Consider the following 23,404-nt stretch of genomic DNA (forward strand, 5'->3'; position numbering starts at 1 on the left):
CTCGCCCTACGCCGAGGTGGTCGCAGCCTCCGCCAGGTGCTCCTTCGGTAGCCGGCGCACCTTCGTGCGGCGCTTCCGGCGGTCCGGGATCATCGACCGCATCTCCTCCAGCTTGCCGAAGCAGAGCAGCCGGTCGCCCGCCTGCAGCTCGACGCCGCTGCGCGGGTTCGGGATGACCGTCGCGCCGCGGTGCAGCGTGAGGACCGTGATGTCGCGGTCCCACAGCCCGGACTCCTTGATCGTCTTGCCGATCAGGTCGGCGTTGCCGTGCACGAGCAGCTCGGCCACGCCGTACCCGCGGGAGACGCTCAGCCGTTGGCGCACGTCGATCTCGGGGAACGCGACCTGGTTGGAGATGAAGTCGATGATCGCGCCGGCAACGTCGAGGCCGGTGGCGCGCTCGATGCCCTCCAGGCCGGGGGAGGAGTTGACCTCCATCACCAGCGGGCCGTCGTTGCCTTCGAGCATGTCGACGCCCGCCACGCGGAGGCCCATGATCTGGGCCGAGCGCACCGCAGCCTCCTCGTACTCCGGCGTCAGCTCGACCTTCTCGACCGTGCCGCCGCGGTGCACGTTGGAGCGGAACTCGTCCCCGCTCGCCACACGCCGCATCGCCGCCACCACGCGGTCGCCGACGACGAGCGCGCGGATGTCGCGCCCGCGGCTCTCCGAGATGAAGCTCTGGATGAGGACGTTCTGCTTGGTGGAGTGCAGCGTCTCCACGATCGACTCGGCGATCTTCGCCTCCGGCGCGAGGATGACGCCGATGCCCTGGGTGCCCTCCAGCAGCTTGATGACGACCGGCGCGCCGCCGACCTGCTCGATCGCCATGCGCACATCGGCGCGGCTGTTCACGAACGTGGTCGCCGGCATCCCGATGTTGTGCCGCGACAGGATCTGGTTGGCGCGCAGCTTGTCGCGCGAGTTGGTGATCCCGTTGGCGGTGTTCGGCGTGTAGACGTCCATCTGCTCGAACTGGCGGACGACGGCGGTGCCGTAGTAGGTGATCGAGTTGCCGATGCGCGGCAGGACGGCGTCGTAGTCGGACAGCAGCCGGCCGCGGTACTGCAGGTCGGGCTCCTCGCCGGAGAGGTCGATCGCGAAGCGGAGCGTGTTCAGCACCTTGACGGTGTGGCCGCGGTCGCGCGCGGCCGCGCGCAGCCGCTGGGTGGAGTACGCGTGCGGAGCGCGGGAGAGGATGGCGAGCTTCATCGATGGATCCTGCGAAGATAGGGGAATGGCCGGTGACCTCCATTCAAACACCCTGGTCGTGGGGTGGCGTGAATGGGCGAGCCTGCCCAGCATCGGCATTCCGTGGATCAAAGTCAAGATCGACACCGGGGCGCGCAGTTCGGCGCTGCACGCGTTCGACCTGGAGGAGCTCCCGGGCGACCGCGTCCGGTTCATGGTGCACCCGTGGCAGGACGCGGACACCGACGCGTCGGTGGTCGAGGTCCCCATCCACGACCGCCGCGTGGTGCGCAGCTCGTCGGGCCACACCGAGGAGCGGATCGTGGTGCTGCAGGAGATCGTCCTGGGCGGCCGGACGGTCCTCGCCGAGACCACGCTGAGCAACCGCGACCAGATGGGCTTCCGGATGCTGGTGGGCCGGGAGGCCCTCCGCCAGGGCTTCGTCGTCGACCCGGGCCGCTCGTTCCTCGCGGGGCGTGCGCCGCGGGAGGTCCGGCGGCGGAACCGGGGGAGGACGGCGGAGCCGGGGGCAGCGCGGCAGTCTGCGACCGAGGACCCTACCGCATGACGCGGACGGCCGTGTCGTTCAGCCGCGGCCTCGCACTCCTCGTGGCCGCCACGTTCTTCATGGAGAACCTGGACGGCACGATCATCCAGACCGCCGCCCCCACGATGGCGCGCGAGTTCGGCGTCGCGCCGGCCGACGTGAGCGTCGCGATGGTCGCCTACCTGCTGGCGGTGGCCGCCGGCATCCCGGCGACCGGCTGGCTGTCCCGCCGGATCGGCATCCGCCCGGTGCTGCTGACCGCGATCGTCGTCTTCACCGTCGCGTCGCTGCTGTGCGCGTTCGCGCCGACGCTCACGCTGCTGACCGTCGCCCGCGTGCTGCAGGGCATCGGCGGCGCGCTCATGGTGCCGGTGGGGAGGCTGGCGGTGCTCCGCGACATCGACCCGGTCGACCTGCTCGACGCGATCGCCTACCTCACCTGGCCCGCGCTCATCGCCCCGGTGATCGCGCCCGCCCTCGGCGGCATCCTGTCGGACACGGTCGGCTGGCGCTGGATCTTCCTCATCAACCTCCCCTTCGGCGTCGCCGCGGTCATCGCCGGGCTGGTGCTGGTGCCGCACACCGAACGGCAGCGCGACCTCCCGTTCGACGGCCGTGGCTACGCGGCGATCGCGCTCGCCCTGGTGCTGCTCACCGCCGGAGCGGAGGGGCTGAGCGCCGAGGACGCGCGGCTCCAGCTCGCGGGCGGCGCCGCCATCCTCGTCGCGATCGCCGTCGGCTGGGTCGCCATCGCGGGGTCGCGCGGCCGGGAGCACGCGCTCTTCGACTGGAGCGTGCTGCGGCTGCACTCGTTCCGGGCGGGGAACATCAGCGGCGGCGTCTACCGGATGATCATCACGGGAGCGCCCTTCCTGTTCACGCTGCTGTTCCAGCTCGCCTACGGCTGGAGCGCGACCGTCGCCGGCCTCACCGTCATCGCGATCTTCGTCGGCAACCTCGCGATCAAGCCGTTCACGACCCCGCTCATCCGCCGGTTCGGCTTCCGCACGGTGCTTATCTGGTCCAACCTGCTCGGCATGCTGGTGCTGGCGGCATTCGTCGGGATCGGGCCCGCGGCGCCGCTGCCCGTGCTGCTCCTGCTGCTGGTGGCGAGCGGCGTGTTCCGGTCCATCGGATTCAGCGCGTACAACACGCTCCAGTTCGCGGACGTGGACGCGGCGGACACCAACAACGCGAACACGCTCGCGTCCGCGCTGCAACAGGTCGCGACCGCGCTGGGACTCGCGGTGGTCGCGGTGTTCGTGCGGGCCTCCACCGGGGTGTCCGAGGGCGTGACCGGGTCGCCGCTGCCCGGCTACCACTGGGCGTTCGCGCTCGCCGCGGCGCTGCTGCTCATCCCGCTGGCGGGCGCGTTCCAGCTGCCGCACGACGCCGGGGCGCGGGCGACCGCCCGGCGCTGACCGCCGTCGCTAGCCGGCCCCTCGCCGAGCGGTGCTAGCGGAGGCGCTCCTCCTCGTCGCGCTCGAGGCGCTCCTTCTCGGCGTCCTTCGCTTCCTGCTCCTTCTGGATCTCCTCTTCGCGAGGCGTCTTGTTCGTCACGTCGATCCTCCCTCGATGCCGGAATCCTACGCCGCGCCGCTCGCCACGCCCACGGCCCGCTCCACTCCCACGGCCCACCCCCGGTCCCACACAGCCGGCACGTCGCTAACGGAGGACATCCCGCCCCACACCGCCCGATACTCCTCCGTTGCCCGCTTTCTCTCGGCGTGTCGCCCCGCATCTCCTCCGTTGCCCACGCCTGTCGCCAGCGGAGGAGATGGCCGCCGACACGCGAGTGCAGCCTACGGAGGAGATGCGCGACGGTCGAAGCCGGAACTCCTCCGTTGCCCGCGTTTCCCCGGGCGCGCCGGGCCGAGTGTCCTCCGTTGGCCACGCGTGCTGCGAACGGAGCAGATCGCGGTCGACACGCCGGCCGGGAGCGGCTACCGGCGGAGGTGGCGGTCGACACGCCGGCCGGGAGCAGCCACCGGAGGAGGTGGCGGTCGACACGCCGCGGGGGAGCAGCCAGCGGAGGAAATGAGGGGCAGCGGAGGGGGAGACTCCTCCGTTGGCAGCGGGGGCAGGGTGGGGCAGGGTGGGGCGGGGGCGGGGCGGCTGCGGGTGGGGTGGCGCCGCGCTACTCGCGGAGCAGTGCGCGGAGCGTGCCGATGGTGTCGGCCTCGGCCGCCGGCTTGTCGTCGCGGTAGCGCTTGACGCGCGCGAAGCGGAGGGCGATGCCGCCGGGGTAGCGGGACGAGCGCTGGACGCCGTCGATCGCGATCTCGACCACGGTCGTCGGCGCTACCCAGACGGTGCCGGGCGTGCGGCGCACCTCGATCCGCTGGAACTCCTCGGTCTGCCAGCGCAGCAGCTCGTCGGTGAGGCCCTTGAACGTCTTGCCGACCATCACGAACCCGCCCGGCTCGCCGAACGCGCCGTCCGGGTCGCGCGCGCCCAGGTGCAGATTCGAGAGCAACCCGGCGCGCCGGCCCGAGCCCCACTCGCACGCCAGCACCACCAGGTCGTAGGTGAGCACCGGCTTGACCTTGATCCAGCTCGCTCCGCGACGGCCGGCGGCATAGGGGGAGTCGATCGCCTTGACGACGACGCCCTCCTGGCCGGCGGCGAGGGCGTCGCGCGAGACCCGTTCGGCTGCCTCCGGGTCGTCGGTGACCTCGCCGGGGATCCGGTACTCGCCGGCGACCCGCTCCAGCTCCGCGATCCGGACCGACAGCGGCTCGTCCAGCAGGTCCCGCCCGTCCACGTGGAGGACATCGAAGAACCACGGGTGCAGCAGGGTCTCCCGCCCGGCCTCCGCGCCGAAACGCGACATCGTCTCCTGGAACGGCCGCGGGCCGCCGTCCTCGTCGAGTGCCAGGGTCTCGCCGTCGAGGACCAGGTCGCGGGCGGGCAGCCGGCGCACGATCTCCACCACCTCGGGGACGCGGTGCGTGATGTCGGCGAGCGTCCGGGTGAAGACGCGCACGGTGTCGCCCGAGCGGTGCACCTGGATGCGCGCGCCGTCGAGCTTGTACTCGACCGACGCGCGGCCGGTGGTCTCCAGCGCGGCGGAGGCCGACGCCGCGGTGGCGGCCAGCATCGGCAGCACCGGCCGCCCGACGACGAGGCCCACCGCGGCGAGCTCCTCGGCGGTGCCGGTCAGCGCCAGGACGGCGGCCGCGCCCAGGTCGCCCGTGAGCATCGCGGCCCGGCGCACGTCGGGCCCCGGGCGGTCGGCGGTGCGGGCGATCGCGTCGAGCAGCACGCCCTCCAGGGCGCCGGTCCGCATCTCGCCGAGGAGGATGCGCGCCAGCAGGTCCTGCTCGCCCGGCGTCGCGCGCGCTGCGAAGTCGCGGAGCGCGGCGCTGCGGTCGCGTGCCGACCCCTCCCCGCCGAGCGCGGCGAGTTCGCCGAGCAGGGTATCGAGATCGAGGACGGTCAGGGTCGGGATATCCACACCCGCGCCCATGACATCCGCCACCCCGCGCCAGCCCACGCCGACGCGGCCCTGACGCGGCTTGCCGACCAGGAAGCCGACCGCCGGCGCGATCTCCTCCGGCTCCAGGGCGCCGAGCAGGCCCGCGAGCGCGTCGACCTTGGCCAGGCGCGAGCGCGTTCCCGCGACGGTCTCCAGCGTGGTGACGATCGTGTCGAGAAGCACGACCTCAGTGTGTCATCGGCCGCTGACGCCGAGAAGGGGAGGCGCCGAGAAACCGGCCCCGCGGAACGCCCTCAGACCTCCGGCGTCGCGATCCCGCGGCCGAACGTGATCGCGCGCACGATCTGCACGATCCCGAGCACGATGAGACTGATCCCCGCGAGCAGGAAGAGCACCACGATCCCCCACAGCGGGCTGAACAGCAGCACGATGCCGGCGACGATGCTCAGGATGCCGAAGAAGATCGACCAGCCGCGCGACGGCGAGTCGCCGAGCTGGGCGAGCGCGACCGCGCCCTCCACGATCCACGCGATGCCGACCAGGATGCCGATGAACACCGCCAGGAAAGCCGTGGTCCCCTGGAGGTTCGCGAACGCGATGACCGCGCCGATGACGAGCAGGATGCCGAAGACGATGTCGAGCGCTCTCGCGCCGCCGCCGATGCCGCGCGCGAAGATGCCGATGCCGAGGTAGGCGATGCCGGAGATGAGCAGCGAGATCGCGATCAGCACGGTGAGCCCGACCGCCGCGGTCTTCGGCCAGAACACGATGATGACGCCGATGATGAGGGCGACGGCGCCGCTGATCCCCAGCGCGACGCGCACGCTGTTGATGGCCGCCTTCGTCAGGTCTTGCCCGTTGAGCGAGAACGACGCGAACGCGGAGGGCTGAGAGCTGGACATCGCGGCTCCTTCTGGTGATGGGAACGGATTCCTCGGACCGTATCGCCGCGGGACCCGCGGTGTCTAGAGTCTTCGTGCGTGTGTGAAATCAAGCGTCATGCGCCTGACCGTCAGTAGTCCTCGCGTCCCTCGCCGAGCACTGACAGGGTGTCCTGGTCCTCCGACCAGTCGCGCAGCGCGCGCTCCAGCTGGCGCCGCGTCCAGTCGTGGGTCACCTCGCCGTCGCCGAGCCGTGCGAGCCGGTCGAGCCGCTCCGCCGCCGTCCCCTCGAGATCGTCCATCGTCGTTCCCCTCTCCGCGAATCTTCAAGCATCTTCGAGCGCCGGACCGCGTCCTCGCGCTCCTCGCCGCGGTCGCCCGGCGGCGGGTGGGACCAGCCGCCGTCTGCTTGGCGCTGCCCGTGGGGCGGACCGCCTGAAACCCGGTGCTCCCGCTCTTGTCTCACGGCTCGGCCGGGCGACCTGGCTCGCCGTCGACCCCATGGTGCACCCGAGGGGGCCGGTCGCGGTAGCCCGCAGAGCATCCCATACCGGTCGGTATGATCGCCGACTACCGCGATGCTCCGACCGGTTCAAGTGGTCTTCGCGACCTCGCAGAGGGTACGGACGGGAGGTCCAGACGGGTCTCGTAACGTCGCCGGATGCCCGTGGTCGACCCAGGCCGGCACCCCTGCCGGCCTCGTCGCGGGCGACGGAAAGGATCCACGTGAAGAACACCATCCAGAACACCTCCGGAACCACCCGCACCGCGTTCGGCGCCCGTCGCGTCGTCATCGGCGCCGCCTCGATCGTGGCGGCAGGAGCTCTCATCGGCGTGGGGGCGCAGGGGGCCTTCGCGGCCACCGGCGACACCGGTGCTGCCGGCTCCGGCTCGGCGACCGTGTCCAGCTCGACCTCGACCCCTGGCGTGTCGGGTTCGGCGTCGGCCGGGGGCTCGGCCTCGTTCGGCGACCAGGACCACGGCTCCTCGCTGTTCGGTCAGGCCCACGCGCTCTTCAACGGTCACATCAACGGCGCCAAGGCGCAGAAGCTCGCCCAGAAGATCGTGGCGGACACCCCGGTCTTCTCGCTGCTGCCCGACAGCCTGCAGAGCGACCTGAAGACGCTGGCGAACGCCGCCTCGCAGGACCGCACGGCCGACGCGAAGAAGCTCGTGTCGACCGCGCTCGACGGCGGCTACGGCACCGCCATCCAGAAGCTCGCCGACCAGCTCAAGGGCGGGACCTCGGCCAGCGGCTCGGAGAACTCGGACACCCGGGGCGGCCTGGACCTGAAGGGGCTCGACGTGAAGGGCCTGATCGACGGCCTGCGCAGCGGCGACCTCCTCGGCTCCGCCACGGGCAGCACCTCGCAGCTCAGCTCCGAGGTGAGCACGATCGCCTCGACCGTGACCGGCGACAGCCAGCTCGCGTCGAAGCTCCCCGACTCGCTGCGCACCGACCTGTCGCAGCTCGCGTCGGCCCCGGCCTCCGCGCAGACCGCCGACCTCCAGCACCTCGCGACCACCGCCCTCAGCGGCGGCTACGGCTCGCAGGTCCAGCAGGTCGCCGACCAGCTCGAGTCGGCTCTCACCGCGGCCCACTGAGGCGTGGGCCGCACGCGGCCTCCCCTCTCCGCTGAACGGAAGGGCCGATAGGTCCACCCCGATAGGGTCCGCGCGCATCGCGCCCCCGCCGCACTCGTCAAAACGGGTGGAGGCGGGGGCGCGTTCGCGTCGCGGCGGCGCGGCGCGGAATCGTCCCCGAGGCGGATGCCGTCCCGCCGCGCGCGGGAGCATGATGCGAGCATGTGGCTGCACAGGATCGTCATCGCCGTGGCGGCGTACGCGCTGTTCGCGGGCGGGCTCGCCACGCTCTACATCGTCGAGCAGCAGACGGGCCGCAGCGCCGTGGAGGACGCCCCGCGCGCCCTGATCTCGACCGGGCAGACCACGGCGGCCCCGACCCAGCCCGATCGTGTCGACCTCACCTACTACCTCGGCACCTTCTGGGTGCAGTACGACGCGAACGGAACCCCCATCGCCGGGAACGCCTACCTGGACGGCACGCTCGCCCGGGTCCCGAAGGGCGTGCTCGACACGGCGCGGGCGACCGGCGAGGACTCCGTGAGCTGGCAGCCGGAGCAGGGCCTCCGCTACGCGATCGTGGCGAAGCCGGTGGGGCAGGACGTCATCGTGGCCGGCCAGTCGCTGAAGCCGACCGAGGCACGGGCCACCCGCACCCTGCTCTACATCGTCCTGGCGCTGATGGCGGGCGCGGCCGTCGTCGCCGTCGCCGTCGGGGTGGATGTGCTCCTGACGACCGCCGCGCGCCGCCGCCCCGCCGCCTAGCGCCGCTTGACCCCGTAGCGATGCTCGGGCCGCCCCGTCGCGCCGTAGCGGAGCTCCAGCTTGAGCACGTCGCTCTGCTCCAGCTGGGTGAGCGCGCGCTGCGCGGTGGTCCGGCTGATCCCGACCGCCGCGGCGACGTCGTTGGCCGACAGGCTGCCGGTCCCGGACGCGACCGCGTCGTAGACGGACTGGAGGGTCGGCGCGAGGCGGCGCAGCTCCTCCTGCTGGCCGACCGTCGCGGGCCGCAGCAGGTCGAAGACGCGGTCGATGTCGTGTTGCGTCGCCTCCTCGGGGAAACCGCCGAGGTCCTCGTTCGCCCGCCGGAACGCCGCGAGCCGTTCGGCCAGCTGGGCGAAGCCGAACGGCTTCACCAGGTAGTGCAGCGCGCCGAGCTGCACGGCCTTCCGAACGGTGGCGATGTCGTTGGCCGCTGAGATGACGATCACCGCGGGCGCCGACGGCTCGCCGAGCAGCTCCCGGACGACCTGGAGGCCGTCCCCGTCCGGCAGGTAGATGTCCATCAGCACCAGATCGGGCTTCAGCTCGCAGGCGAGGCGGAGGGCGTCGGCGGCGCTGTGCGCCTGGCCGACGACGCGGAAGCCCGGCACGGCCTCCACGAATCCGACGTGCACGGACGCGACCCGGTAGTCGTCGTCGACCACCAGCACCGTCAGCGACGGCGACACCGGCTGCCCGCTCATCGCGCGGCCCCTTCCCGATGCGGGGAGTCCGCGCCGGGAGCCGCGACGGGAGCCGACGCGGGCGCCGCCGGCGCCGTCCGCGGCAGCACGATCGTGAACGTCGCCCCCGGGCCGCCGGAGACGGTCACCGTCCCGCCCAGCTTGGTGACCGTCGAGTGGACCAGCGACAGCCCGAGTCCGCTGTGGCGCACGAGCGAGCCGCGCTTGGTCGAGTAGCCGTTCTCGAAGATCCGCGGGAGTTCCGCGTTCGGAACGCCCGGCCCGTTGTCCGCGACGCGCACGGTCAGCGACTCCGGCGTCTCCACGACGCTCACGACCGTCCGCCGCGGCGCCGGAGCGCCGGAGAGCGCGTCGAACGCGTTGTCGATCAGGTTGCCGAGGATCGTCGTCAGCGCCTGAACCCGCTCCGGCGCCTCGCCGAGGTCGGTGTCCGGCGCGATCACCAGATCGATGCCGCGCTCGTTCGCCTCCGCGGCCTTGCCGAGCAGGAGGCCGACGATCAGCGGCGAGCCGATGTGCGAGCGCAGGGTGGCGTCGAGGTCGGCGGTCGTCCCGCGGATCTCGTTGAGATACTCCAGCGCCTCCTTGGTCCGCCCCAGCTCCAGCAGGCCGGACACCGCGTGCATGCGGTTGGAGAACTCGTGCTGCTGCGCCCGGATCGACTCGCTGAAGCTGCGCTCGCCGTCCAGCTCCCGGGTGAGCCCGATCAGCTCGGTCCGGTCCTGGAGGGTGAACACCGCGCCGTGCGGACGGCCGCCCAGCTTCACCGGCATCCGGTTGATGACGAGCACGTGGTCGTCGGTGATCGCGATGGCGTCCTTCACCTCGGAGGTGCCGGTGAGGGTGTCGCGGATCGGGCCGGCGACCAGGACGTCCGCCAGCAGCCGCCCGCGCGCTCCCTCCGGCAGGCGCAGGAGCCGCTGGGCCTCGTCGTTGACGACCGTGATCCGGCCGGCCGGGTCGATGGCGATGACGCCCTCCCGGATGCCGTGCAGCGTGGCCTCCCGCTCCTGCAGCAGGCGGGCGATCTCGTCCAGTTCGAGCCCGAACGTGCGGCGCTTCAGGAGGCTGGCGAGCCCGAAGGAGGCGAGCGCACCGATCGCGAGCGCCAGCACGAACCAGGCGCCGTAGGCGGGCAGCTCGGAGACCAGCTCGCTCGCCACGGAGCTCTCCCGGATGCCGACCGACACCTCCCCGACGATGTCGGGGGAGGCCGGCGCGTAGAGCGGGACGCGCGCGTTGGCGTTGACGCCGGTCGCGCCGGTGTCGGTCCGGAGGTGCACCTTGCCGTCGGCCGCGACGAACGGCTCCTCGACCTTCTGCCCGATCAGCGCGGGGTCGGGGTGCGAGTGCCGCACGCGGTTCCGGTCGATCACCACGACATACGCGGCGCCGGTGCTGTTCGCGGTCTGCGACGCCAGGTTCTGGATGGTCGAGCCGCAGGCCGTGCCGCCGTTCGCCATGCAGGTCTGGACCTCGGGCATCGCCGCGAAGGTCTGCGCGATCGCCGCGGCTCGCGCCTGGTAGTCGGAGTCGAGGTTGCTGCGGGCGGTCTGCGCCAGGAGGAGGAAGCCGACCAGCATCGAGACGGCCAGGATCGCCAATTGAGCCAGGAGTATCTGGCTCGAGAGTCGTCTGATCCGTCGTCGCATCACCCGAGATTGTGTCATCTCCTGCTGGGGAGAGCGTGCGCGCAGAATGCACAAAACCTGCGACAACGCACACAACGCGGTGAATCGGGCGCAAGCGAGACAGCAGCTCCCCGGCCGGGGAGCATCGAAGCCACACGGACCGGTGGGAACGCTCCGCCGGGAAGGCTCACGAGGACTCGTGCATCCGACCCCGTGCATCCGAAGACAGAGAGGTCTTGAACCATGGTCGAACATCGACCCCGAGGCGCCGCCACCGCCGCTCCAGCGGCCGACGAGCCGGCGCGCATCGACATCGTCGGTCTGACGAAACGCTTCCTGACGCCGAAGGGCGACACGTTCACGGCCATCCGCGACGTGACCCTCACGGTCGAGCCCGGCCAGTTCTGCGCCATCGTCGGCCCGACCGGCTGCGGCAAGTCCACCACGCTCGCGCAGGTCTCGGGCCTCGAGCGGCCGAGCGCCGGCTCGGTCAGCGTCGGCGGCCGGATCGTGGACGGCATCACCAGCGGCGTGAGCTACATGTTCCAGGCCGACTCGCTCTTCCCCTGGAAGACCGTTCTGGCCAATGTCATGATCGGCCCCATCCTCCTCGGCACACCCAAGAAGGAGGCCACGGCGCTGGCGCTCGACTGGCTGCGCCGCGTCGGCCTGGCCGGCTTCGAGGACCGCTACCCGCACCAGCTCTCCGGCGGCATGCGCAAGCGCGTCGCGATGGCGGCCGCGCTCATCAACAACCCGCGCATCCTGCTCATGGACGAACCCTTCGGCGCGCTCGACGTGCAGACCAAGGCGATCATGCAGACCGAGCTTCTCACCCTGTGGGAGGAGCTGCGGCCGTCGGTGCTGTTCATCACGCACGACCTCGATGAGGCCGTGGCGCTGTCCGACCGCGTGGTGATCATGACCAGCAGCCCGGGGACGGTCAAGGACGTCTTCGACATCGACCTGCCGCGACCGCGCGGCAACGTCCAGGAGATCCGGCACGAGGAGAAGTTCCTCGACATCCAGGGCCGGATCTGGGAGTCGCTCCGTGACGAGGTCACGCGGGCCTACGAGCAGACGGCAGGAGCGGCGGCGTGACCACCATGACGATCGCAGAACAGAACAACGCAGAACAGAACAACACGGAGAAGAAGAACAACACCTCCACTTCGCGTACCGAGCGCGAGACCGAGCTCCGCGTCGCGGGCCGCCGGGCGCACAGCCGCCGGGTCGCCTGGATCTGGGCGGGACGCATCGCCGTCGCCGTCATCGTGGTCGGCGGGTGGCAGTGGTTCACCTCGGTGGGCTGGGTCGACAAGTTCTTCTACGGCCAGCCGTCCGGCATCTGGGACAGCCTCGTGCACCTGTTCACGCAGGGCACGGCGTTCGGGACCATCTGGGAGAACCTGTGGATCACCGTCCAGGAGGCCTTCCTCGGCTTCCTGCTCGGCACCCTGCTGGGCGTCGTCTTCGGCATCCTGCTCGGCTCCAACCGCTACCTCGCCTCGGTCTTCGGCCCGTACATCAAGGTCGTGAACTCGATCCCCCGCATCGTGCTCGGCTCGATCTTCATCGTCGCTTTCGGCCTCGGCGTCTTCCCGAAGGTGCTGCTCGCCGCGGTGCTGGTGTTCTTCGTCGTCTTCTTCAACGCCTTCCAGGGCGTGCGGGAGGTCGACCAGAACCTGGTCGCGAACGTGCGGGTCCTCGGCGCCTCGCCCGTGCAGGTCGCCCGGCACGTGACCATCCCCTCGGCGATGACGTGGATCATCGCGAGCCTCCACACCGCGTTCGGCTTCGCGATCATCGGCGCGCTGGTGGCCGAAGTGCTCGGCGCCCAGCACGGCGTCGGCCTCATCATCAGCCAGGCGCAGGGCAGCTTCGACCCGAACACGGTCTTCGCCTGCATGGTCATCGTGGCCGTGGTCACGCTCGTCGCCGAGTACCTGATCACCCTCCTGGAGAAGTCCCTCCTCAAGTGGCGTCCGCCGAGCCGGTCCGAGGCTCAGGCGATCTGAGCGCGCCCATCCCAACTGTCCTGCAACGAAGCAGAACGCCGGACCCGTCCGGCACGATGAAAGGAACAACCCCCATGAAGAAGCGCAGCATCGGTGCCATCGCGGCAGCCGGCGTCGTCGTGGCCCTGAGCCTCGCCGCCTGCTCCGGCGGTGGAGGCGGCACCGCGGCGGCCGGCGGCAGCAGCTCCGGACCGGTCCCGACCGTCAAGATGATGGTCGGCGGCATCGACAAGCAGATCTACCTCCCCTACCAGCTGGCCCAGCAGCTCGGCTACTACAAGAAGTACGGCGTGAACGTCGAGCTCTCGACCGAGCAGAACGGCGGCGTCGGCGCCGAGGACGCGATGGCCTCCGGCCAGGTGGACATGGCGGGCGCGTGGTACATCCACACCGTCGACTTCCAGTCGAAGGGCAAGGACGTCATCAACCTCGTCCAGCTCTCCGGCGCCCCCGGCGAGCGCGTCATGTGCAACCCGAAGGCGAACGTCTCCTCGGCGGCCGACTTCAAGGGCAAGAACATGGGCGTCACCGACCTCGGGTCGGGCACCGACGAGCTCACCCAGTTCCTGGCCGCCAAACAGGGCGTGACGAAGAAGGAGTACAACACCATCGCCGTGCACGCCGGCGCCACCGCGATCGCGGCCATCCAGCGCGGCTCCGCGGACTGCGTGATGACCACGCAGCCGACGGTCGGCGCGCTCACCTCGCAGAAGCTTGCCGTCTCGGCCGTCGACATGGCGACGACGAAGGGCGCGACTGCGGCGCTCGGCGGCGCTTGGCCCGCGGCCGGTCTGCTCGCGCAGGCCAGCTGGGTGAAGAGCCACGAGGACGCCGCGCAGAAGGTCGTCGACGCGCTCGTCGCCACGATGCACTGGATCTCGACCCACTCGGCCGCGGACATCGCGAACAAGATGCCGCAGGACTTCGTGCAGAACAGCACGATCACCAAGCAGCAGTACATCGACGGCCTGTCGACCGACAAGGGCCAGTTCCTGCCGGACGGCATCATGCCCGCCGGCGGCCCGAAGGTCATCTTCGACATGGAGAAGACCATCGGCGTCGACACCTCCAAGGTGAAGTACTCCGACACCTTCACCCAGAAGTACGCCGAAGCGGCGAACAAGCTGGAAGGCTTCACGACCACGACGAAGCCGGCCGGCGCGGACGGCTGATCCCGTCACGCGGAAACCCCCAACAGCCCGTCCGGTGCGTCCAGCCATCCAGCGCACCGGGCGGGCTTCTTCGTGCGCCGGCGCCGCCGACATTCGTGCCGAATGCGCGGTACCGGCGCGGGATTCGCGCGATTCGTGCCGAATGTCGCTCGCTGACATTCGTGCCGAATGTGCGGTAAGGGCGCGGGATTCGCGACATTCGTGCCGAATGTCTCAGGGGCGGGTGGCGCGGATCCGCTCGACGGCCCCGGAGCGGAGGCGCTCGTGCTCCACGACCTGCAGCCCGGCGGCTTCCACCTCGGCGCGGTGCCGCCGGGTCAGGTGCTCGCCCTGGAGCGGGATGGTGAACCGCTCGATCACCCACTGCCCGGCGTACACGAGCGCCCGGTCGCTGCGCGTGTGGTCGACCAGCACGACGGAACCGCCTGGCGCGACCACGCGCGCCATCTCGGCGATCGCGACAGCGGGACGCGGGATCGAGCACAGCGCGAGCGCGCACACCACCGTGTCGAAGGACGCGTCGGCGAACGCCAGCGCCTCGGCGTCGCCCTCTCGCAGGTCGGCGGCGATCCCCTGCTCGGCCGCCCGCGCGCGGGCGATCGCCAGCACCTCGGGGCTCAGGTCGATCCCGGTCAGGTCGATCCCCGCGGGATAGTAGGGGAGGTCGCGCCCGGTCCCGACCGCGACCTCCAGCACCCGTCCGCTCGCCCGGGCGACGATCCACTCGCGGCTGCCCGCGAGCATCGTCTGCTCTGCCCGGCCGACCTTTCGGTCGTACTTCGCGGCCTGCTTGCGCCAGGAGCGGAGCTGGCGCTGCGTCTCCTTGGAGGGGGAGGGGGTGGTCATGGGGTCATTGTGGGTTCGTTTCTGCGATGGGGACAATCTCTTCGGCGGCGCAGGAGGCGTAGATTTCGGTGCACCGACCCTGGAGTAGCCATGAACGCCGAGCCCGCTGGACCGTCCGATCAGGTTGTGATCCTTGTCGTAGGACGACCGGCTTCTGGGAAGAGCACCATCAGCGCGCGCATCTCCGAGGAATCGGGCTGCTCTGTCATCGCGAAGGACGCGCTCAAGGAGATCCTGTTCGACACGCTCGGGCATGATGACCAGGCGTGGTCGGAGACGCTCGGCAAGGCGAGCTTCGCGTTGCTGGACTATGTCATTCAGGCGCAGCTTCGCGCCGGCGCGTCATTCATCGTCGACGCTGCATACAACGCGGCGTTCGAGAACGCGAAGTTTCAGGCCTGGCAGGAGGAGTACGGATTCACAGCGATCCAGGTGCACTGCACTGCCTCGGATGACGAGCTCGTCCGGAGATTCACGAAGCGCCAGCAGGACGGTCACCGACATCCCGGACACGCCGACGACAAGCGACTCGAAGGCTTCCGGGCAAGCCTGACAGATGGACGCGCCGAGGTGCTCGACCTGAGGGGGCCCGTGATCAAGTGCGACACAGAAGCCGTCGGTGCAGTGGACGAGGCCTTAGCTCAGCTAGGGCGACGGCTTGAAGTTCTGCGCGCGTGAGCGGGTTCTGTGGCGTATCCGCGTCCCTGTTCCTGGTTCCTGCCCACGAGTAACGATCAGTGGCGCAGTAAGTACTTGAATCCGATGTGGGAGCCGACGAAGCCGAGTCGTTCGTAGAAGCGGTGGGCATCGGCTCGCTGGGCGTCGGACGTGAGTTGAACCAGGTCCGCACCGATGCTTGGCGCCGCCTCGAGCAGTACCCAGCGCATGAGCGCTGTCCCGATCCCGCTTGACCGGGCGGAGCTGGAGACTCGGACGGCCTCCACAAGAAGCCGGGTGGACCCTCGTCGAGCCATGCCAGGGATTCGAGTCAGCTGAAGAGTGCCGAGGATGCGCCCGGACTGATCCGTTGCGGCGATGACGTCGTTCCCCGCGTCGCTTTGGATCGCGTCCAACGCCGCCTCGTAGGCCGGGCGATCGCTCTCTTCGGCGATGTCGCCGCGGCCTGCGCTGATCGGGTCGTCCCCGAGAAGTGCGATGAGCTGGTGGAGATCGTCGCGTGTCGCCCTGCGCAACTCGATCGACCGGGCTCCAGAGAGGACAGTAGGCAGTGGGAGTTCAGCGATCACCCGATCAGTCTCTCAGTGTGGCAGGCGACATCTTCGCGCTGTCGCGTGGCGTACGACCCCTCACCCCACGCGCACGAGAGTCGACTGCCACCCCGTCGACCCGTTCGGCGCGATCGGCGTACGCCGCTCCTCCTGCAGCCGCCCGGCCCGGTCGGTAGCCCGGACCGCCAGGGTGTGCGAGCCGGTCGTGGCGTTCCAGTCGAGGGACCACTGCACCCAGGTGTCCGCGTTGACCGCGGCTGCGAGGGTCGCCTCCTGCCAAGCGCCGCCGTCGATCTGCACCTCGACCTTCTGGATGCCGACCGTCTGCGCCCAGGCGACGCCCGCGATCTTCGTCGGGCCGGCGGAGAGCGGGCGGTCGATCCGCGGCGTGTCGATGCGGCTGGAGAGCTTGATCGGGGCCTGCGGGCTGTAGCCGCGGGGCGTCCAGTAGGCCTGGTCGGCGGCGAACGTCGTGACCTTCAGCTCGGTGAGCCACTTGGTCGCCGAGACGTAGCCGTAGAGGCCGGGGACGACCATCCGCACCGGGAAGCCGTGCTCCAGCGGGAGTGGCTCGCCGTTCATCCCGACCGCGAGGATCGCGTCGCGGCCCGGGTCGGTGAGCGCGGTGAGCGGTGTGCTGGCGGTGAAGCCGTCGACGCTGCGCGACAGGACCATGTCGGCCCCGTGCCGGGGGCGGGCGCGGGCGAGCACCTCCCGCACCGGCACGCCCAGCCAGCGGGCGTTGCCGACGAGGTTCCCGCCGACCTGGTTGGAGACGCAGGTGAGCGTGATCGCGTACTCGCGGAGGCCCATCGCGAGCAGGTCGTGGAACGTCAGTTCGACGCGGCTCTCCACCATCCCGTCCACGGTGAGCCGCCAGCCGGACGGGTCGACCGACGGGACGGTCAGCGCGGTGTCCACCCGGTAGAAGTCGGCGTTCGGGGTGAAGAGCGGAGACAGATCCGGGAGGTGCAGCTCCGCGCCGGCGGGGACGAGGACCCGGGAGGCCGGAGCAGGCAAGCGCAGCGCGGAGCGGACGGCCGCGATCGAGGAGGTCGCGGCCGATCCGAGGCGGGAGCCGACGCCGGCCAGCACAGCGAGTGCCGCGCCCGCGCCGGTGAGCAGCAGGAAGCGGCGCCGGTCGACGGCGGCGGCGATCGGGCGCTCGCCGTCGAGCGCGTTCCGCCAGCGCCGCAGCGCTTCCACGAGGAACCGGAGCGTCGCGGCCCCCGCGAGCGCGCCGAGCGCGGACGGCAGGAACGCGAGCGGGCTCGCGTCGGCGCGGGTCACGGTGGCCGCGACCGCCAGGACCCCGGCGACGAGGAACAGTGCGAAGCCGACCCACCGGCGCCAGAGCTCCAGGAGCCCGGCGACGGCCGCCGCCACGAACACCGCGACCCCGAGCGACGACAGCAGGAACAGCTTGTCGTTGGATCCGAACAGCTCGATGGCGAGCTCCTTCGCCCAGCGCGGCACGATGTCGATCACGAACGATCCGACCGCGATGAGCGGGTCGGCCTCCCGGGCCGCGAGGAGCGCGACGATCTCGGCGACGGCGATGAAGAGGCCGCCGCTCACAGCGCCGGCGAGCGCGGCCCATCCCCAGGCGGCGAGGTGTCCTCGGCGGATGCTCATGCGTGCTGTTCGGCGCCGAGCCCGGTTCCGGATTGGCGCCGGACGCGCGGACGACGAGTTCCAATCCGATCGGGCGGCGGGGCCGAACCCCTGATGTCGGCCGCCGCCGCGGCTGCCCGATCCGCACCACGGCAGCACACCCTGGCAGCAGTCGTCAGAAGCACCGATCAGCAGCACCACTCGAAGGAGAAAACGATGCGCACCACCACCCGCCTCGCCGCAGCCGGCATCCTCGCCGCCGCGGCGCTCGCGCTCACCGCCTGCTCGTCCGGGGCCGGCTCCGCGTCCACCGACACCAGCTCGGCCATGACGTCGTCGTCCCCGTCGGCGTCCGCGACGATGGACCCGGCCGCCGACCTCGTCGGCCCGGGCTGCGCCGCCTACGCCAAGCAGGTGCCCTCCGGCGCCGGCTCGGTCCAGGGGATGGCCCAGGACCCGGTCGCGACGGCCGCGAGCAACAACCCCCTGCTGACCACGCTCGTCGCCGCGGTCTCGGGCAAGCTGAACGCCAAGGTGAACCTGGTCGACACGCTCAACAGCGGCCAGTTCACCGTGTTCGCCCCGGTGGACGACGCGTTCAAGAAGATCGACCCGGCCACGATCGACACGCTGAAGACCGACGCCGGAGCGCCGACGCTGACCAGCATCCTGACCTACCACGTCATCCCGGGTCAGCTGGCGCCGAAGGACATCGTCGGGACGCACAAGACCGTCCAGGGCGGCACCGTCACGGTCACCGGCTCCGGTGACAACCTCAAGGTGAACGACGCGAACGTGATCTGCGGCGGCGTGCACACCGCCAACGCCACCGTCTACCTGATCGACTCGGTGCTGATGCCTCCGGCCAAGTGAGCCGAGGGGTCTGCGAGCAGACCGCGGAAGCCGCCCGAGGGGAATGCCCCTCTCGGGCGGCTTCCGCATAGGCCCGGTCGGCGCGTGGTCAGTTGGTCTCCGGCTCGCGCCGACGGCGCGGCTCGGTGTCCAGGTCGCTCGCCGGCCTCCGGAACAGGCGCCACAACGGCGGCGCCGCGACGAAGCCGGGCGCCGCGCGCAGGGCGGCCTCCACGCGAAGCTCGGCGTCCTCGTCCCGGGGCAGCGCGACGATCGTCCGCCGCACCTCCCGCGCGAAGCGGCGGCTCTCGCGGCGGCGCTCGCGGCTGCCGCGCGTCAGGATCGCCTCCCGTACTCGGCCTCGCGCTGCGTCGCCGCCCAGCTCGCCAGCAGCTTCAGCGCGTCCTCCGACGGTGTGCCGGGGTCGGCCGTGTACACGTTGACGCGGAGCCCGGGCTCGCCCGGCAGCTCCAGCGCCTCGAACGCGAGGTCGAGGTCGCCGACGATCGGATGGTGGACGCGCTTGCGGCCGGTGCGGTGGTACTTGACGTCGTGCCGTGCCCAGCGGGTGCGGAACTCCTCGCTGCGGGTGGAGAGCTCCCCGATGAGGTCGGTGAGGTCCCTGTCGTACGGGTTGCGGCCGGCGGCCGAGCGGAGGATCGCGACCATGTCGTCGGCGGCCTGCTCCCAGTTCGCGTAGAACTGCCGCGACTTCGGGTTGAGGAAGGTGAACCGGGACGCGTTCGGCGGCTTCACCTCCTCCGCCATCAGGTCGAGGTAGAGCGCCCGGCCGAGCTCGTTGGCGGCGAGCACGTCGCCGCGGTCGTTGCGCACCCAGGCGGGCGCCCCCACGATGGCGTCGATGACGCGCTGCAGGCTGGGGCGGACCGTCTGCGGGCTGCGCCGGCGGCGGACGCGCGGCGCGACATCGGCGGCCCTGGCCAGGTCGTAGAGGTGCGCGGTCTCCGCGTCGTCCAGCTGGAGGGCCCGCGCGAGCGCCTCCAGGACGCTGTCGGAGGCGCCGGAGAGATTCCCGCGCTCCAGCCGGGTGTAGTAGTCGACGCTCACCCCGGCGAGCATCGCGACCTCCTCGCGGCGGAGGCCCGCCACCCGGCGGTTGCCGCCGTACGCGGGCAGCCCGGCCTGCTCCGGCGTGATCCGGGCGCGGCGGGAGGTCAGGAACTCCCGCACGTCGTCGCTGTTGCTCAGGCCCGGATCGCTCATACCCCGACGCTACGCCGCGCGGAGGGGTGGAGGGAGGCACTGCCATGCCCTCCCGGTGCGTCTGCGCCGCGCTTAGCGTGGTGCCATGACCATCGATCTCACTCTCAACAACGGCGTCACGATGCCCGCGCTCGGGCTCGGCGTCTTCCAGAGTCCGCCGGAGGAGACCACCAATGCGGTGGAGGCCGCCCTCGCGACCGGCTACCGGCACATCGACACCGCGGCCGCCTACGGCAACGAGCGGGAGGTCGGGGAGGGGATCCGCCGCTCCGGCCTCGACCGCGGCGAGGTGTTCGTGGAGACCAAGGTGTGGGTGTCCGACTACGGCTACGACGAGACCCTGCACGCGTGGGAGAAGGCCGCGGGCAAGCTCGGCCTGGACCGGCTCGACCTCCTCATCCTCCACCAGCCCGCCCCCGACCGGTTCGACCGGACCGTCGCCGCCTACCGCGCGCTGGAGACCCTGCTGGCGGACGGCCGGGTGCGCGCGATCGGCGTCAGCAACTTCATGCCGCACCACCTCGACCGGCTGCTCGACGCGGTCGGCGTCGTCCCGGCTGTGAACCAGGTCGAGCTGCACCCGTACTTCACCCAGCCGGAGGTGCAGGCGGCCGACGCCGCGCACGGCATCGTCACGCAGGCCTGGTCCCCGATCGGCGGCATCACGTTCTACCCGGGCTGGGGCGAGCAGCGCCGCAATGTGATGGAGGACCCGCTGCTGGCGGAGCTCGCCCGCGCCCACGGCAGGACGCCCGCCCAGGTCATGCTCCGCTGGCACCTCCAGCAGGGCCGCTCGGCCATCCCCAAGTCGGTCGACCCCGGCCGCATCGCGGAGAACTTCGACGTCTTCGACTTCGACCTGACCGACGAGGAACTGGCACGCATCGACGGTCTCGACGCGGGCGTACGGAACGGGCCTGACCCGGACGTGGCCCGGCCGGAGCGGTTCGCGATGGCGATCCCGGAGGCGTGAGGGGTGTCGGTGCGGCGCTAAGCTCGCGACGTGACCGAAGGTGACACGCCGCACCCTCGACGCCCGCGGACCCCCGGTCTACACTCGGGTCTCGTGTTCAGGAAGCACCGCTCCGGCGGAGACGCGGAGGCGGCCGTCGAGCGCTACGAGTCCGTGCTCGCGACCGCCCAGGAGGATCAGCTCGTCCAGGTGCACACCGAGGCCTTCGCCGCGTTGAGCGACACGCAGCGGGACGAGCTCCGCACCCGGCTCGCGCAGAGCGTCGATGAGGCGGACCGGCCGGTCGACGAGCGCCCGGAGACCCTCGCGCGCGTCGCCACCGACCTGGAGGTCACCCGGCCGGGGAGCCTCGAGCGCGTGCTGGGTCCGTTGCTGCCCGCGGTGGCGGCCTCCGTCATGGTCTCGCCGGTCGCGATCGCGCTGTTCCCCTACGGCTACGCCGGCGGCACCGGGGTGTGGCAGGAGGACGCGGACGACGACAGTCCGCTGCTCTGATCCGTCGCTGCTCGGCTCGTCAGCCCGCGTCCGTCCGCGCCGGCGCGACTCCGGCGTCCCCGGTGTCCGGTCCGTCCGGGATCGCCAGCACAGCGCGCAGCGACGCACTGAACGCGGCCGCCTCCGCGCCGCCGAGCGGCGCCAGGAACTCGGCCTCGGCCGCCCGGTAGGCGGCCTCGGCGTCGCGGTTCGTCGCGCGTCCCGCCTCCGTCAGCTCGATCGCGTTGCGGCGCCGGTCGGCCGGGTCGGGGCGCCGGGTGACGATCCCCTTGTCCTCGAGCGCGTCGATCACGGCGACCATCGTGGTCGGGTCCACGCCGAGGTCGCCCGCGAGCGCCTGCTGCGACAGCGGTTCGCGGGCGGCGAGTGCGCGGAGGACGCCGAACTCCCTGCCTTCCAGCCCCAGGGGCTCGATCGCGGCGTCCGCGAGCGCCAGCAGCCGCCGGTGGGCGTGCTTGAGGAGGTACGTGAGCAGCTCGCTCGGGTCACCGGCCGCCGGCCTCGCGCTGGACATGCCGAAATCATAGCGTAGGCTGATCGTCAGCCACACAAACGATTGTGCGAGCGAACGTTATGAGGAGACCCATCCCATGAGCATCGAGCTCGAGCAGACCCCCGCCCTCGTCGTCATCGACCTCCAGACCGGCATCCTGGGCCAGCCCACCGCCCACCCGGTCGAGCAGGTCGTCGCCCGCTCCGCGGAGCTGGCGGCGTCGTTCCGCGCCAACGGCCTCCCGGTCGTGCTGGTCAACGTCGCGGGGACCGCCCCCGGCCGCACCGACCGCGGCAAGGCGATGGGGCGCGTCGGGGCGCAGACGCTCCCCGCGCAGGCCACGGAGCTCCTGCCGGAGCTCGACCGGCAGCCGGGCGACATCACCGTCACCAAGCGCACGCTGGGCGCCTTCCTCTCGACCGACCTCGACGCGCAGCTGAAGGCGGCCGGCGTGACGCAGATCGTGCTCACCGGCGTCTCCACCACGTCCGGTGTCGAGTCGACGGCCCGCTCGGCGTACGAGCTCGGCTACCACGTCGCGTTCGTCACCGACGCGATGAGCGACGTCCTCGAGGCCCACGAGGCCTCCATCGCGTACCAGTTCCCGAAGCTCGGCGAGCTCGGCACGACCGCGGAGGTGCTGGCGCTGCTGGCGGAGCGGTAAGCCGCTACGGCGTCGTGCCGTCCGCGCCGCCCGCGGTCGCGGCGGACCCGAGTGTGCTGGCCCCGAGCCGCATCCCCACCGGCAGGATCACCCGCTCGTGGCGGTGCCCCGGCTGGGCCTCGTCGAGGACGAGCCGGATCGCCTCCTCGCCCATCCGGTAGCCGGGGAGGGTGATGGAGGTGAGGCTGACCCAGTCCGAGCGCGCGCCGTCGTGGGTGCCGTCCAGGCCGATGACCGCGACGTCCTCCGGGATGCGCAACTCCGGGTGCTCGCGGAGGACGCCGAGCGCGCCGAGCGCCAGCGCGTCGGTCATCCCGACGAAGCCGATGCGCTCGCCGTCGGCGCGGCCGGCGAGCAGCTCGGCCATCGCTGCGCTCCCGTGCTCGAACTCGAGGCCGTCCGTGGTGACCTCGGTCAGCTCCAGGCCCTGGCTCGCGGCGCCTTCCGCGACGCCGCGGCGCCGGTCCGCGATCGGCTGGGCCGCGTCGGGCGGCGACACGTAGAAGACCCGGCGCACCCCGATCCCGGCCAGGTGCTCGACGGCGATGCGCCCGGCCTGCCGGTTGTCCATCAGCACCGAGCACCAGTCGCCCGGCTGGTCGTAGTTGATGACGACGATGGGGCGCACGTGGCCGCGGATGCGGTTGATCCCGTCGGTCGGGTCGCTCATCGCCGCGTACAGGATGCCGCTGGTGCGCTCCTCGGCGAAGAAGTCGAGGAACTGGTCCTGCTGGTCGGTGACCACCAGCGGGTCGAACGACTCGAACGCGTAGACGGCGTTCGCCAGCAGCAGGCTCAGCCCGCGCTGACCCGCGGTGATCTGCGCGCCGCGGGCCATGTCCACGAACAGCCGGTTGAGGATGTCCGGCACGATGAGCCCGATGCCGTCGCTCCTGCTGCGCTTGAGGTCGCGCGCGGCCGCGTTGCGGATGTAGCCGAGCGACTCGATCGCGGCGCGCACCCTGTCCCTGGTCGCCGGGGCGACGCGAGAGGGCTGGTTCATGACGTTGGAGACGGTGGCGAGCGACACCCCCGCCTTCTCGGCGACGGCCTGCATCGTGGGCAGCTTGTCACCCGTCATGGGC

The 23,404-nt window shown here is 71.4% G+C and carries 25 protein-coding genes; 12 read left to right on the forward strand and 13 right to left on the reverse strand.

Going from position 1 to position 23,404, the window contains the following annotated elements; all coding sequences use genetic code 11:
* Window positions 1-6 precede the first annotated feature (6 nt).
* Window positions 7-1,212 carry a 30S ribosomal protein S6--L-glutamate ligase gene (rimK, locus tag HNR13_RS02500; protein ID WP_179604287.1) on the reverse strand — a complete coding sequence of 402 codons (1,206 nt, stop codon included), beginning with the start codon at window positions 1,210-1,212 and terminating at the stop codon, window positions 7-9.
* Between the two features lie 25 nt (window positions 1,213-1,237).
* Here rimK and HNR13_RS02505 point away from each other — a divergent pair, with 25 nt between their 5' ends.
* Window positions 1,238-1,759: an ATP-dependent zinc protease family protein gene (locus tag HNR13_RS02505; protein WP_179604288.1), complete on the forward strand. Its 522-nt coding sequence runs from the start codon at window positions 1,238-1,240 to the stop codon at window positions 1,757-1,759.
* On the forward strand, window positions 1,756-3,159 hold the full coding sequence (locus HNR13_RS02510; RefSeq protein ID WP_179604289.1) for an MFS transporter: 1,404 nt from the start codon (window positions 1,756-1,758) through the stop codon (window positions 3,157-3,159). The genes HNR13_RS02505 and HNR13_RS02510 overlap by 4 nt, the downstream gene beginning before the upstream one ends.
* Window positions 3,160-3,875: 716 nt before the next feature.
* On the opposite strand, the gene HNR13_RS02515 is transcribed toward HNR13_RS02510, so the two are convergent.
* From HNR13_RS02515 to HNR13_RS02525, 3 genes are all read right to left on the reverse strand, one after another.
* A complete protein-coding gene (locus HNR13_RS02515) occupies window positions 3,876-5,399 on the reverse strand; it encodes an ATP-dependent DNA ligase (RefSeq protein WP_179604290.1) in 1,524 nt (507 codons plus the stop codon).
* 71 nt (window positions 5,400-5,470) lie between these two features.
* A complete protein-coding gene (locus tag HNR13_RS02520; protein WP_179604291.1) occupies window positions 5,471-6,079 on the reverse strand; it encodes an HdeD family acid-resistance protein in 609 nt (202 codons plus the stop codon).
* 110 nt (window positions 6,080-6,189) lie between these two features.
* Entirely contained in the window at window positions 6,190-6,360 is a 171-nt protein-coding gene (locus HNR13_RS02525; RefSeq protein ID WP_179604292.1) for a hypothetical protein, read from the reverse strand.
* Window positions 6,361-6,784: 424 nt separating this feature from the next.
* Between HNR13_RS02525 and HNR13_RS02530 the strand changes: the two genes are divergently transcribed.
* Both HNR13_RS02530 and HNR13_RS02535 read left to right on the forward strand, forming a co-directional pair.
* A complete protein-coding gene (locus tag HNR13_RS02530) occupies window positions 6,785-7,663 on the forward strand; it encodes a hypothetical protein (RefSeq protein ID WP_179604293.1) in 879 nt (292 codons plus the stop codon).
* Window positions 7,664-7,864: 201 nt separating this feature from the next.
* The gene (locus HNR13_RS02535) at window positions 7,865-8,407 is read left to right on the forward strand and encodes a hypothetical protein (protein ID WP_179604294.1); all 543 of its coding nucleotides are present in this window, start codon (window positions 7,865-7,867) and stop codon (window positions 8,405-8,407) included.
* Here HNR13_RS02535 and HNR13_RS02540 read toward each other — a convergent pair.
* Together HNR13_RS02540 and HNR13_RS02545 are read right to left on the reverse strand one after the other, a co-directional pair.
* Window positions 8,404-9,108, reverse strand: a complete 705-nt coding sequence (locus HNR13_RS02540) for a response regulator (RefSeq protein ID WP_179604295.1) — start codon at window positions 9,106-9,108, stop codon at window positions 8,404-8,406. The two genes, HNR13_RS02535 and HNR13_RS02540, sit on opposite strands and share 4 nt — an antisense overlap.
* Window positions 9,105-10,712, reverse strand: a complete 1,608-nt coding sequence (locus HNR13_RS02545) for a sensor histidine kinase (RefSeq protein ID WP_179604296.1) — start codon at window positions 10,710-10,712, stop codon at window positions 9,105-9,107. Before HNR13_RS02545 ends, HNR13_RS02540 begins: the two co-directional genes overlap by 4 nt.
* A 270-nt stretch (window positions 10,713-10,982) precedes the next feature.
* Between HNR13_RS02545 and HNR13_RS02550 the strand changes: the two genes are divergently transcribed.
* From HNR13_RS02550 to HNR13_RS02560, 3 genes are all read left to right on the forward strand, one after another.
* The gene (locus HNR13_RS02550) at window positions 10,983-11,840 is read left to right on the forward strand and encodes an ABC transporter ATP-binding protein (RefSeq protein ID WP_179604297.1); all 858 of its coding nucleotides are present in this window, start codon (window positions 10,983-10,985) and stop codon (window positions 11,838-11,840) included.
* Between the two features lie 5 nt (window positions 11,841-11,845).
* A complete protein-coding gene (locus HNR13_RS02555; protein WP_179609064.1) occupies window positions 11,846-12,757 on the forward strand; it encodes an ABC transporter permease in 912 nt (303 codons plus the stop codon).
* A 74-nt stretch (window positions 12,758-12,831) separates the two neighbouring features.
* On the forward strand, window positions 12,832-13,929 hold the full coding sequence (locus HNR13_RS02560) for an ABC transporter substrate-binding protein (RefSeq protein ID WP_179604298.1): 1,098 nt from the start codon (window positions 12,832-12,834) through the stop codon (window positions 13,927-13,929).
* A 213-nt stretch (window positions 13,930-14,142) separates the two neighbouring features.
* On the opposite strand, the gene HNR13_RS02565 is transcribed toward HNR13_RS02560, so the two are convergent.
* Window positions 14,143-14,775, reverse strand: coding sequence for a class I SAM-dependent methyltransferase (locus HNR13_RS02565; protein WP_179604299.1), 633 nt, complete (start codon window positions 14,773-14,775; stop codon window positions 14,143-14,145).
* 90 nt (window positions 14,776-14,865) lie between these two features.
* On the opposite strand from HNR13_RS02565, the gene HNR13_RS02570 reads away from it, so the two are divergent.
* On the forward strand, window positions 14,866-15,453 hold the full coding sequence (locus tag HNR13_RS02570) for a P-loop nucleotide/nucleoside kinase family protein (RefSeq protein ID WP_179604300.1): 588 nt from the start codon (window positions 14,866-14,868) through the stop codon (window positions 15,451-15,453).
* A 56-nt stretch (window positions 15,454-15,509) separates the two neighbouring features.
* On the opposite strand, the gene HNR13_RS02575 is transcribed toward HNR13_RS02570, so the two are convergent.
* Both HNR13_RS02575 and HNR13_RS02580 read right to left on the reverse strand, forming a co-directional pair.
* Complete coding sequence (locus tag HNR13_RS02575) at window positions 15,510-16,022, reverse strand: GNAT family N-acetyltransferase (RefSeq protein ID WP_179604301.1); 513 nt, start codon at window positions 16,020-16,022, stop codon at window positions 15,510-15,512.
* A 60-nt stretch (window positions 16,023-16,082) separates the two neighbouring features.
* Window positions 16,083-17,639, reverse strand: coding sequence for a molybdopterin-dependent oxidoreductase (locus HNR13_RS02580; protein WP_179604302.1), 1,557 nt, complete (start codon window positions 17,637-17,639; stop codon window positions 16,083-16,085).
* 195 nt (window positions 17,640-17,834) lie between these two features.
* Here HNR13_RS02580 and HNR13_RS02585 point away from each other — a divergent pair, with 195 nt between their 5' ends.
* Complete coding sequence (locus HNR13_RS02585) at window positions 17,835-18,491, forward strand: fasciclin domain-containing protein (RefSeq protein WP_179604303.1); 657 nt, start codon at window positions 17,835-17,837, stop codon at window positions 18,489-18,491.
* A gap of 88 nt (window positions 18,492-18,579) precedes the next feature.
* Here the strand turns inward: HNR13_RS02585 and HNR13_RS02590 are convergent, their stop codons facing one another.
* The gene (locus HNR13_RS02590; protein ID WP_179604304.1) at window positions 18,580-18,756 is read right to left on the reverse strand and encodes a hypothetical protein; all 177 of its coding nucleotides are present in this window, start codon (window positions 18,754-18,756) and stop codon (window positions 18,580-18,582) included.
* A 50-nt stretch (window positions 18,757-18,806) separates the two neighbouring features.
* Entirely contained in the window at window positions 18,807-19,679 is an 873-nt protein-coding gene (locus tag HNR13_RS02595; protein WP_179609066.1) for a helix-turn-helix transcriptional regulator, read from the reverse strand.
* A 100-nt stretch (window positions 19,680-19,779) separates the two neighbouring features.
* On the opposite strand from HNR13_RS02595, the gene HNR13_RS02600 reads away from it, so the two are divergent.
* Window positions 19,780-20,667 carry an aldo/keto reductase gene (locus HNR13_RS02600; RefSeq protein WP_179604305.1) on the forward strand — a complete coding sequence of 296 codons (888 nt, stop codon included), beginning with the start codon at window positions 19,780-19,782 and terminating at the stop codon, window positions 20,665-20,667.
* A gap of 93 nt (window positions 20,668-20,760) precedes the next feature.
* A complete protein-coding gene (locus tag HNR13_RS02605; protein WP_179604306.1) occupies window positions 20,761-21,162 on the forward strand; it encodes a hypothetical protein in 402 nt (133 codons plus the stop codon).
* Window positions 21,163-21,181: 19 nt separating this feature from the next.
* Here the strand turns inward: HNR13_RS02605 and HNR13_RS02610 are convergent, their stop codons facing one another.
* The gene (locus HNR13_RS02610) at window positions 21,182-21,676 is read right to left on the reverse strand and encodes a MarR family winged helix-turn-helix transcriptional regulator (protein ID WP_179604307.1); all 495 of its coding nucleotides are present in this window, start codon (window positions 21,674-21,676) and stop codon (window positions 21,182-21,184) included.
* A gap of 76 nt (window positions 21,677-21,752) precedes the next feature.
* On the opposite strand from HNR13_RS02610, the gene HNR13_RS02615 reads away from it, so the two are divergent.
* A complete protein-coding gene (locus HNR13_RS02615) occupies window positions 21,753-22,319 on the forward strand; it encodes an isochorismatase family protein (RefSeq protein ID WP_179604308.1) in 567 nt (188 codons plus the stop codon).
* A 4-nt stretch (window positions 22,320-22,323) separates the two neighbouring features.
* Here the strand turns inward: HNR13_RS02615 and HNR13_RS02620 are convergent, their stop codons facing one another.
* Complete coding sequence (locus HNR13_RS02620) at window positions 22,324-23,400, reverse strand: LacI family DNA-binding transcriptional regulator (RefSeq protein ID WP_179604309.1); 1,077 nt, start codon at window positions 23,398-23,400, stop codon at window positions 22,324-22,326.
* Window positions 23,401-23,404 lie beyond the last annotated feature (4 nt).

Source organism: Leifsonia shinshuensis (genome assembly GCF_013410375.1).
GTDB lineage: Bacteria > Actinomycetota > Actinomycetes > Actinomycetales > Microbacteriaceae > Leifsonia > Leifsonia shinshuensis.

What these genes read in the sequence shown, in the direction of transcription:
- HNR13_RS02600 (WP_179604305.1), top strand. Translation starts at nt 19,780, where the DNA reads ATGACCATCGATCTCACTCTCAACAACGGCGTCACGATGCCCGCGCTC.
- HNR13_RS02620 (WP_179604309.1), bottom strand. Translation starts at nt 23,400, where the DNA reads ATGACGGGTGACAAGCTGCCCACGATGCAGGCCGTCGCCGAGAAGGCG.
- HNR13_RS02610 (WP_179604307.1), bottom strand. Translation starts at nt 21,676, where the DNA reads ATGTCCAGCGCGAGGCCGGCGGCCGGTGACCCGAGCGAGCTGCTCACG.
- HNR13_RS02540 (WP_179604295.1), bottom strand. Translation starts at nt 9,108, where the DNA reads ATGAGCGGGCAGCCGGTGTCGCCGTCGCTGACGGTGCTGGTGGTCGAC.
- rimK (WP_179604287.1), bottom strand. Translation starts at nt 1,212, where the DNA reads ATGAAGCTCGCCATCCTCTCCCGCGCTCCGCACGCGTACTCCACCCAG.
- HNR13_RS02520 (WP_179604291.1), bottom strand. Translation starts at nt 6,079, where the DNA reads ATGTCCAGCTCTCAGCCCTCCGCGTTCGCGTCGTTCTCGCTCAACGGG.
- HNR13_RS02555 (WP_179609064.1), top strand. Translation starts at nt 11,846, where the DNA reads ATGACGATCGCAGAACAGAACAACGCAGAACAGAACAACACGGAGAAG.
- HNR13_RS02565 (WP_179604299.1), bottom strand. Translation starts at nt 14,775, where the DNA reads ATGACCACCCCCTCCCCCTCCAAGGAGACGCAGCGCCAGCTCCGCTCC.
- HNR13_RS02525 (WP_179604292.1), bottom strand. Translation starts at nt 6,360, where the DNA reads ATGGACGATCTCGAGGGGACGGCGGCGGAGCGGCTCGACCGGCTCGCA.
- HNR13_RS02570 (WP_179604300.1), top strand. Translation starts at nt 14,866, where the DNA reads ATGAACGCCGAGCCCGCTGGACCGTCCGATCAGGTTGTGATCCTTGTC.
- HNR13_RS02560 (WP_179604298.1), top strand. Translation starts at nt 12,832, where the DNA reads ATGAAGAAGCGCAGCATCGGTGCCATCGCGGCAGCCGGCGTCGTCGTG.
- HNR13_RS02550 (WP_179604297.1), top strand. Translation starts at nt 10,983, where the DNA reads ATGGTCGAACATCGACCCCGAGGCGCCGCCACCGCCGCTCCAGCGGCC.
- HNR13_RS02510 (WP_179604289.1), top strand. Translation starts at nt 1,756, where the DNA reads ATGACGCGGACGGCCGTGTCGTTCAGCCGCGGCCTCGCACTCCTCGTG.
- HNR13_RS02585 (WP_179604303.1), top strand. Translation starts at nt 17,835, where the DNA reads ATGCGCACCACCACCCGCCTCGCCGCAGCCGGCATCCTCGCCGCCGCG.
- HNR13_RS02505 (WP_179604288.1), top strand. Translation starts at nt 1,238, where the DNA reads ATGGCCGGTGACCTCCATTCAAACACCCTGGTCGTGGGGTGGCGTGAA.
- HNR13_RS02580 (WP_179604302.1), bottom strand. Translation starts at nt 17,639, where the DNA reads ATGAGCATCCGCCGAGGACACCTCGCCGCCTGGGGATGGGCCGCGCTC.
- HNR13_RS02535 (WP_179604294.1), top strand. Translation starts at nt 7,865, where the DNA reads ATGTGGCTGCACAGGATCGTCATCGCCGTGGCGGCGTACGCGCTGTTC.
- HNR13_RS02615 (WP_179604308.1), top strand. Translation starts at nt 21,753, where the DNA reads ATGAGCATCGAGCTCGAGCAGACCCCCGCCCTCGTCGTCATCGACCTC.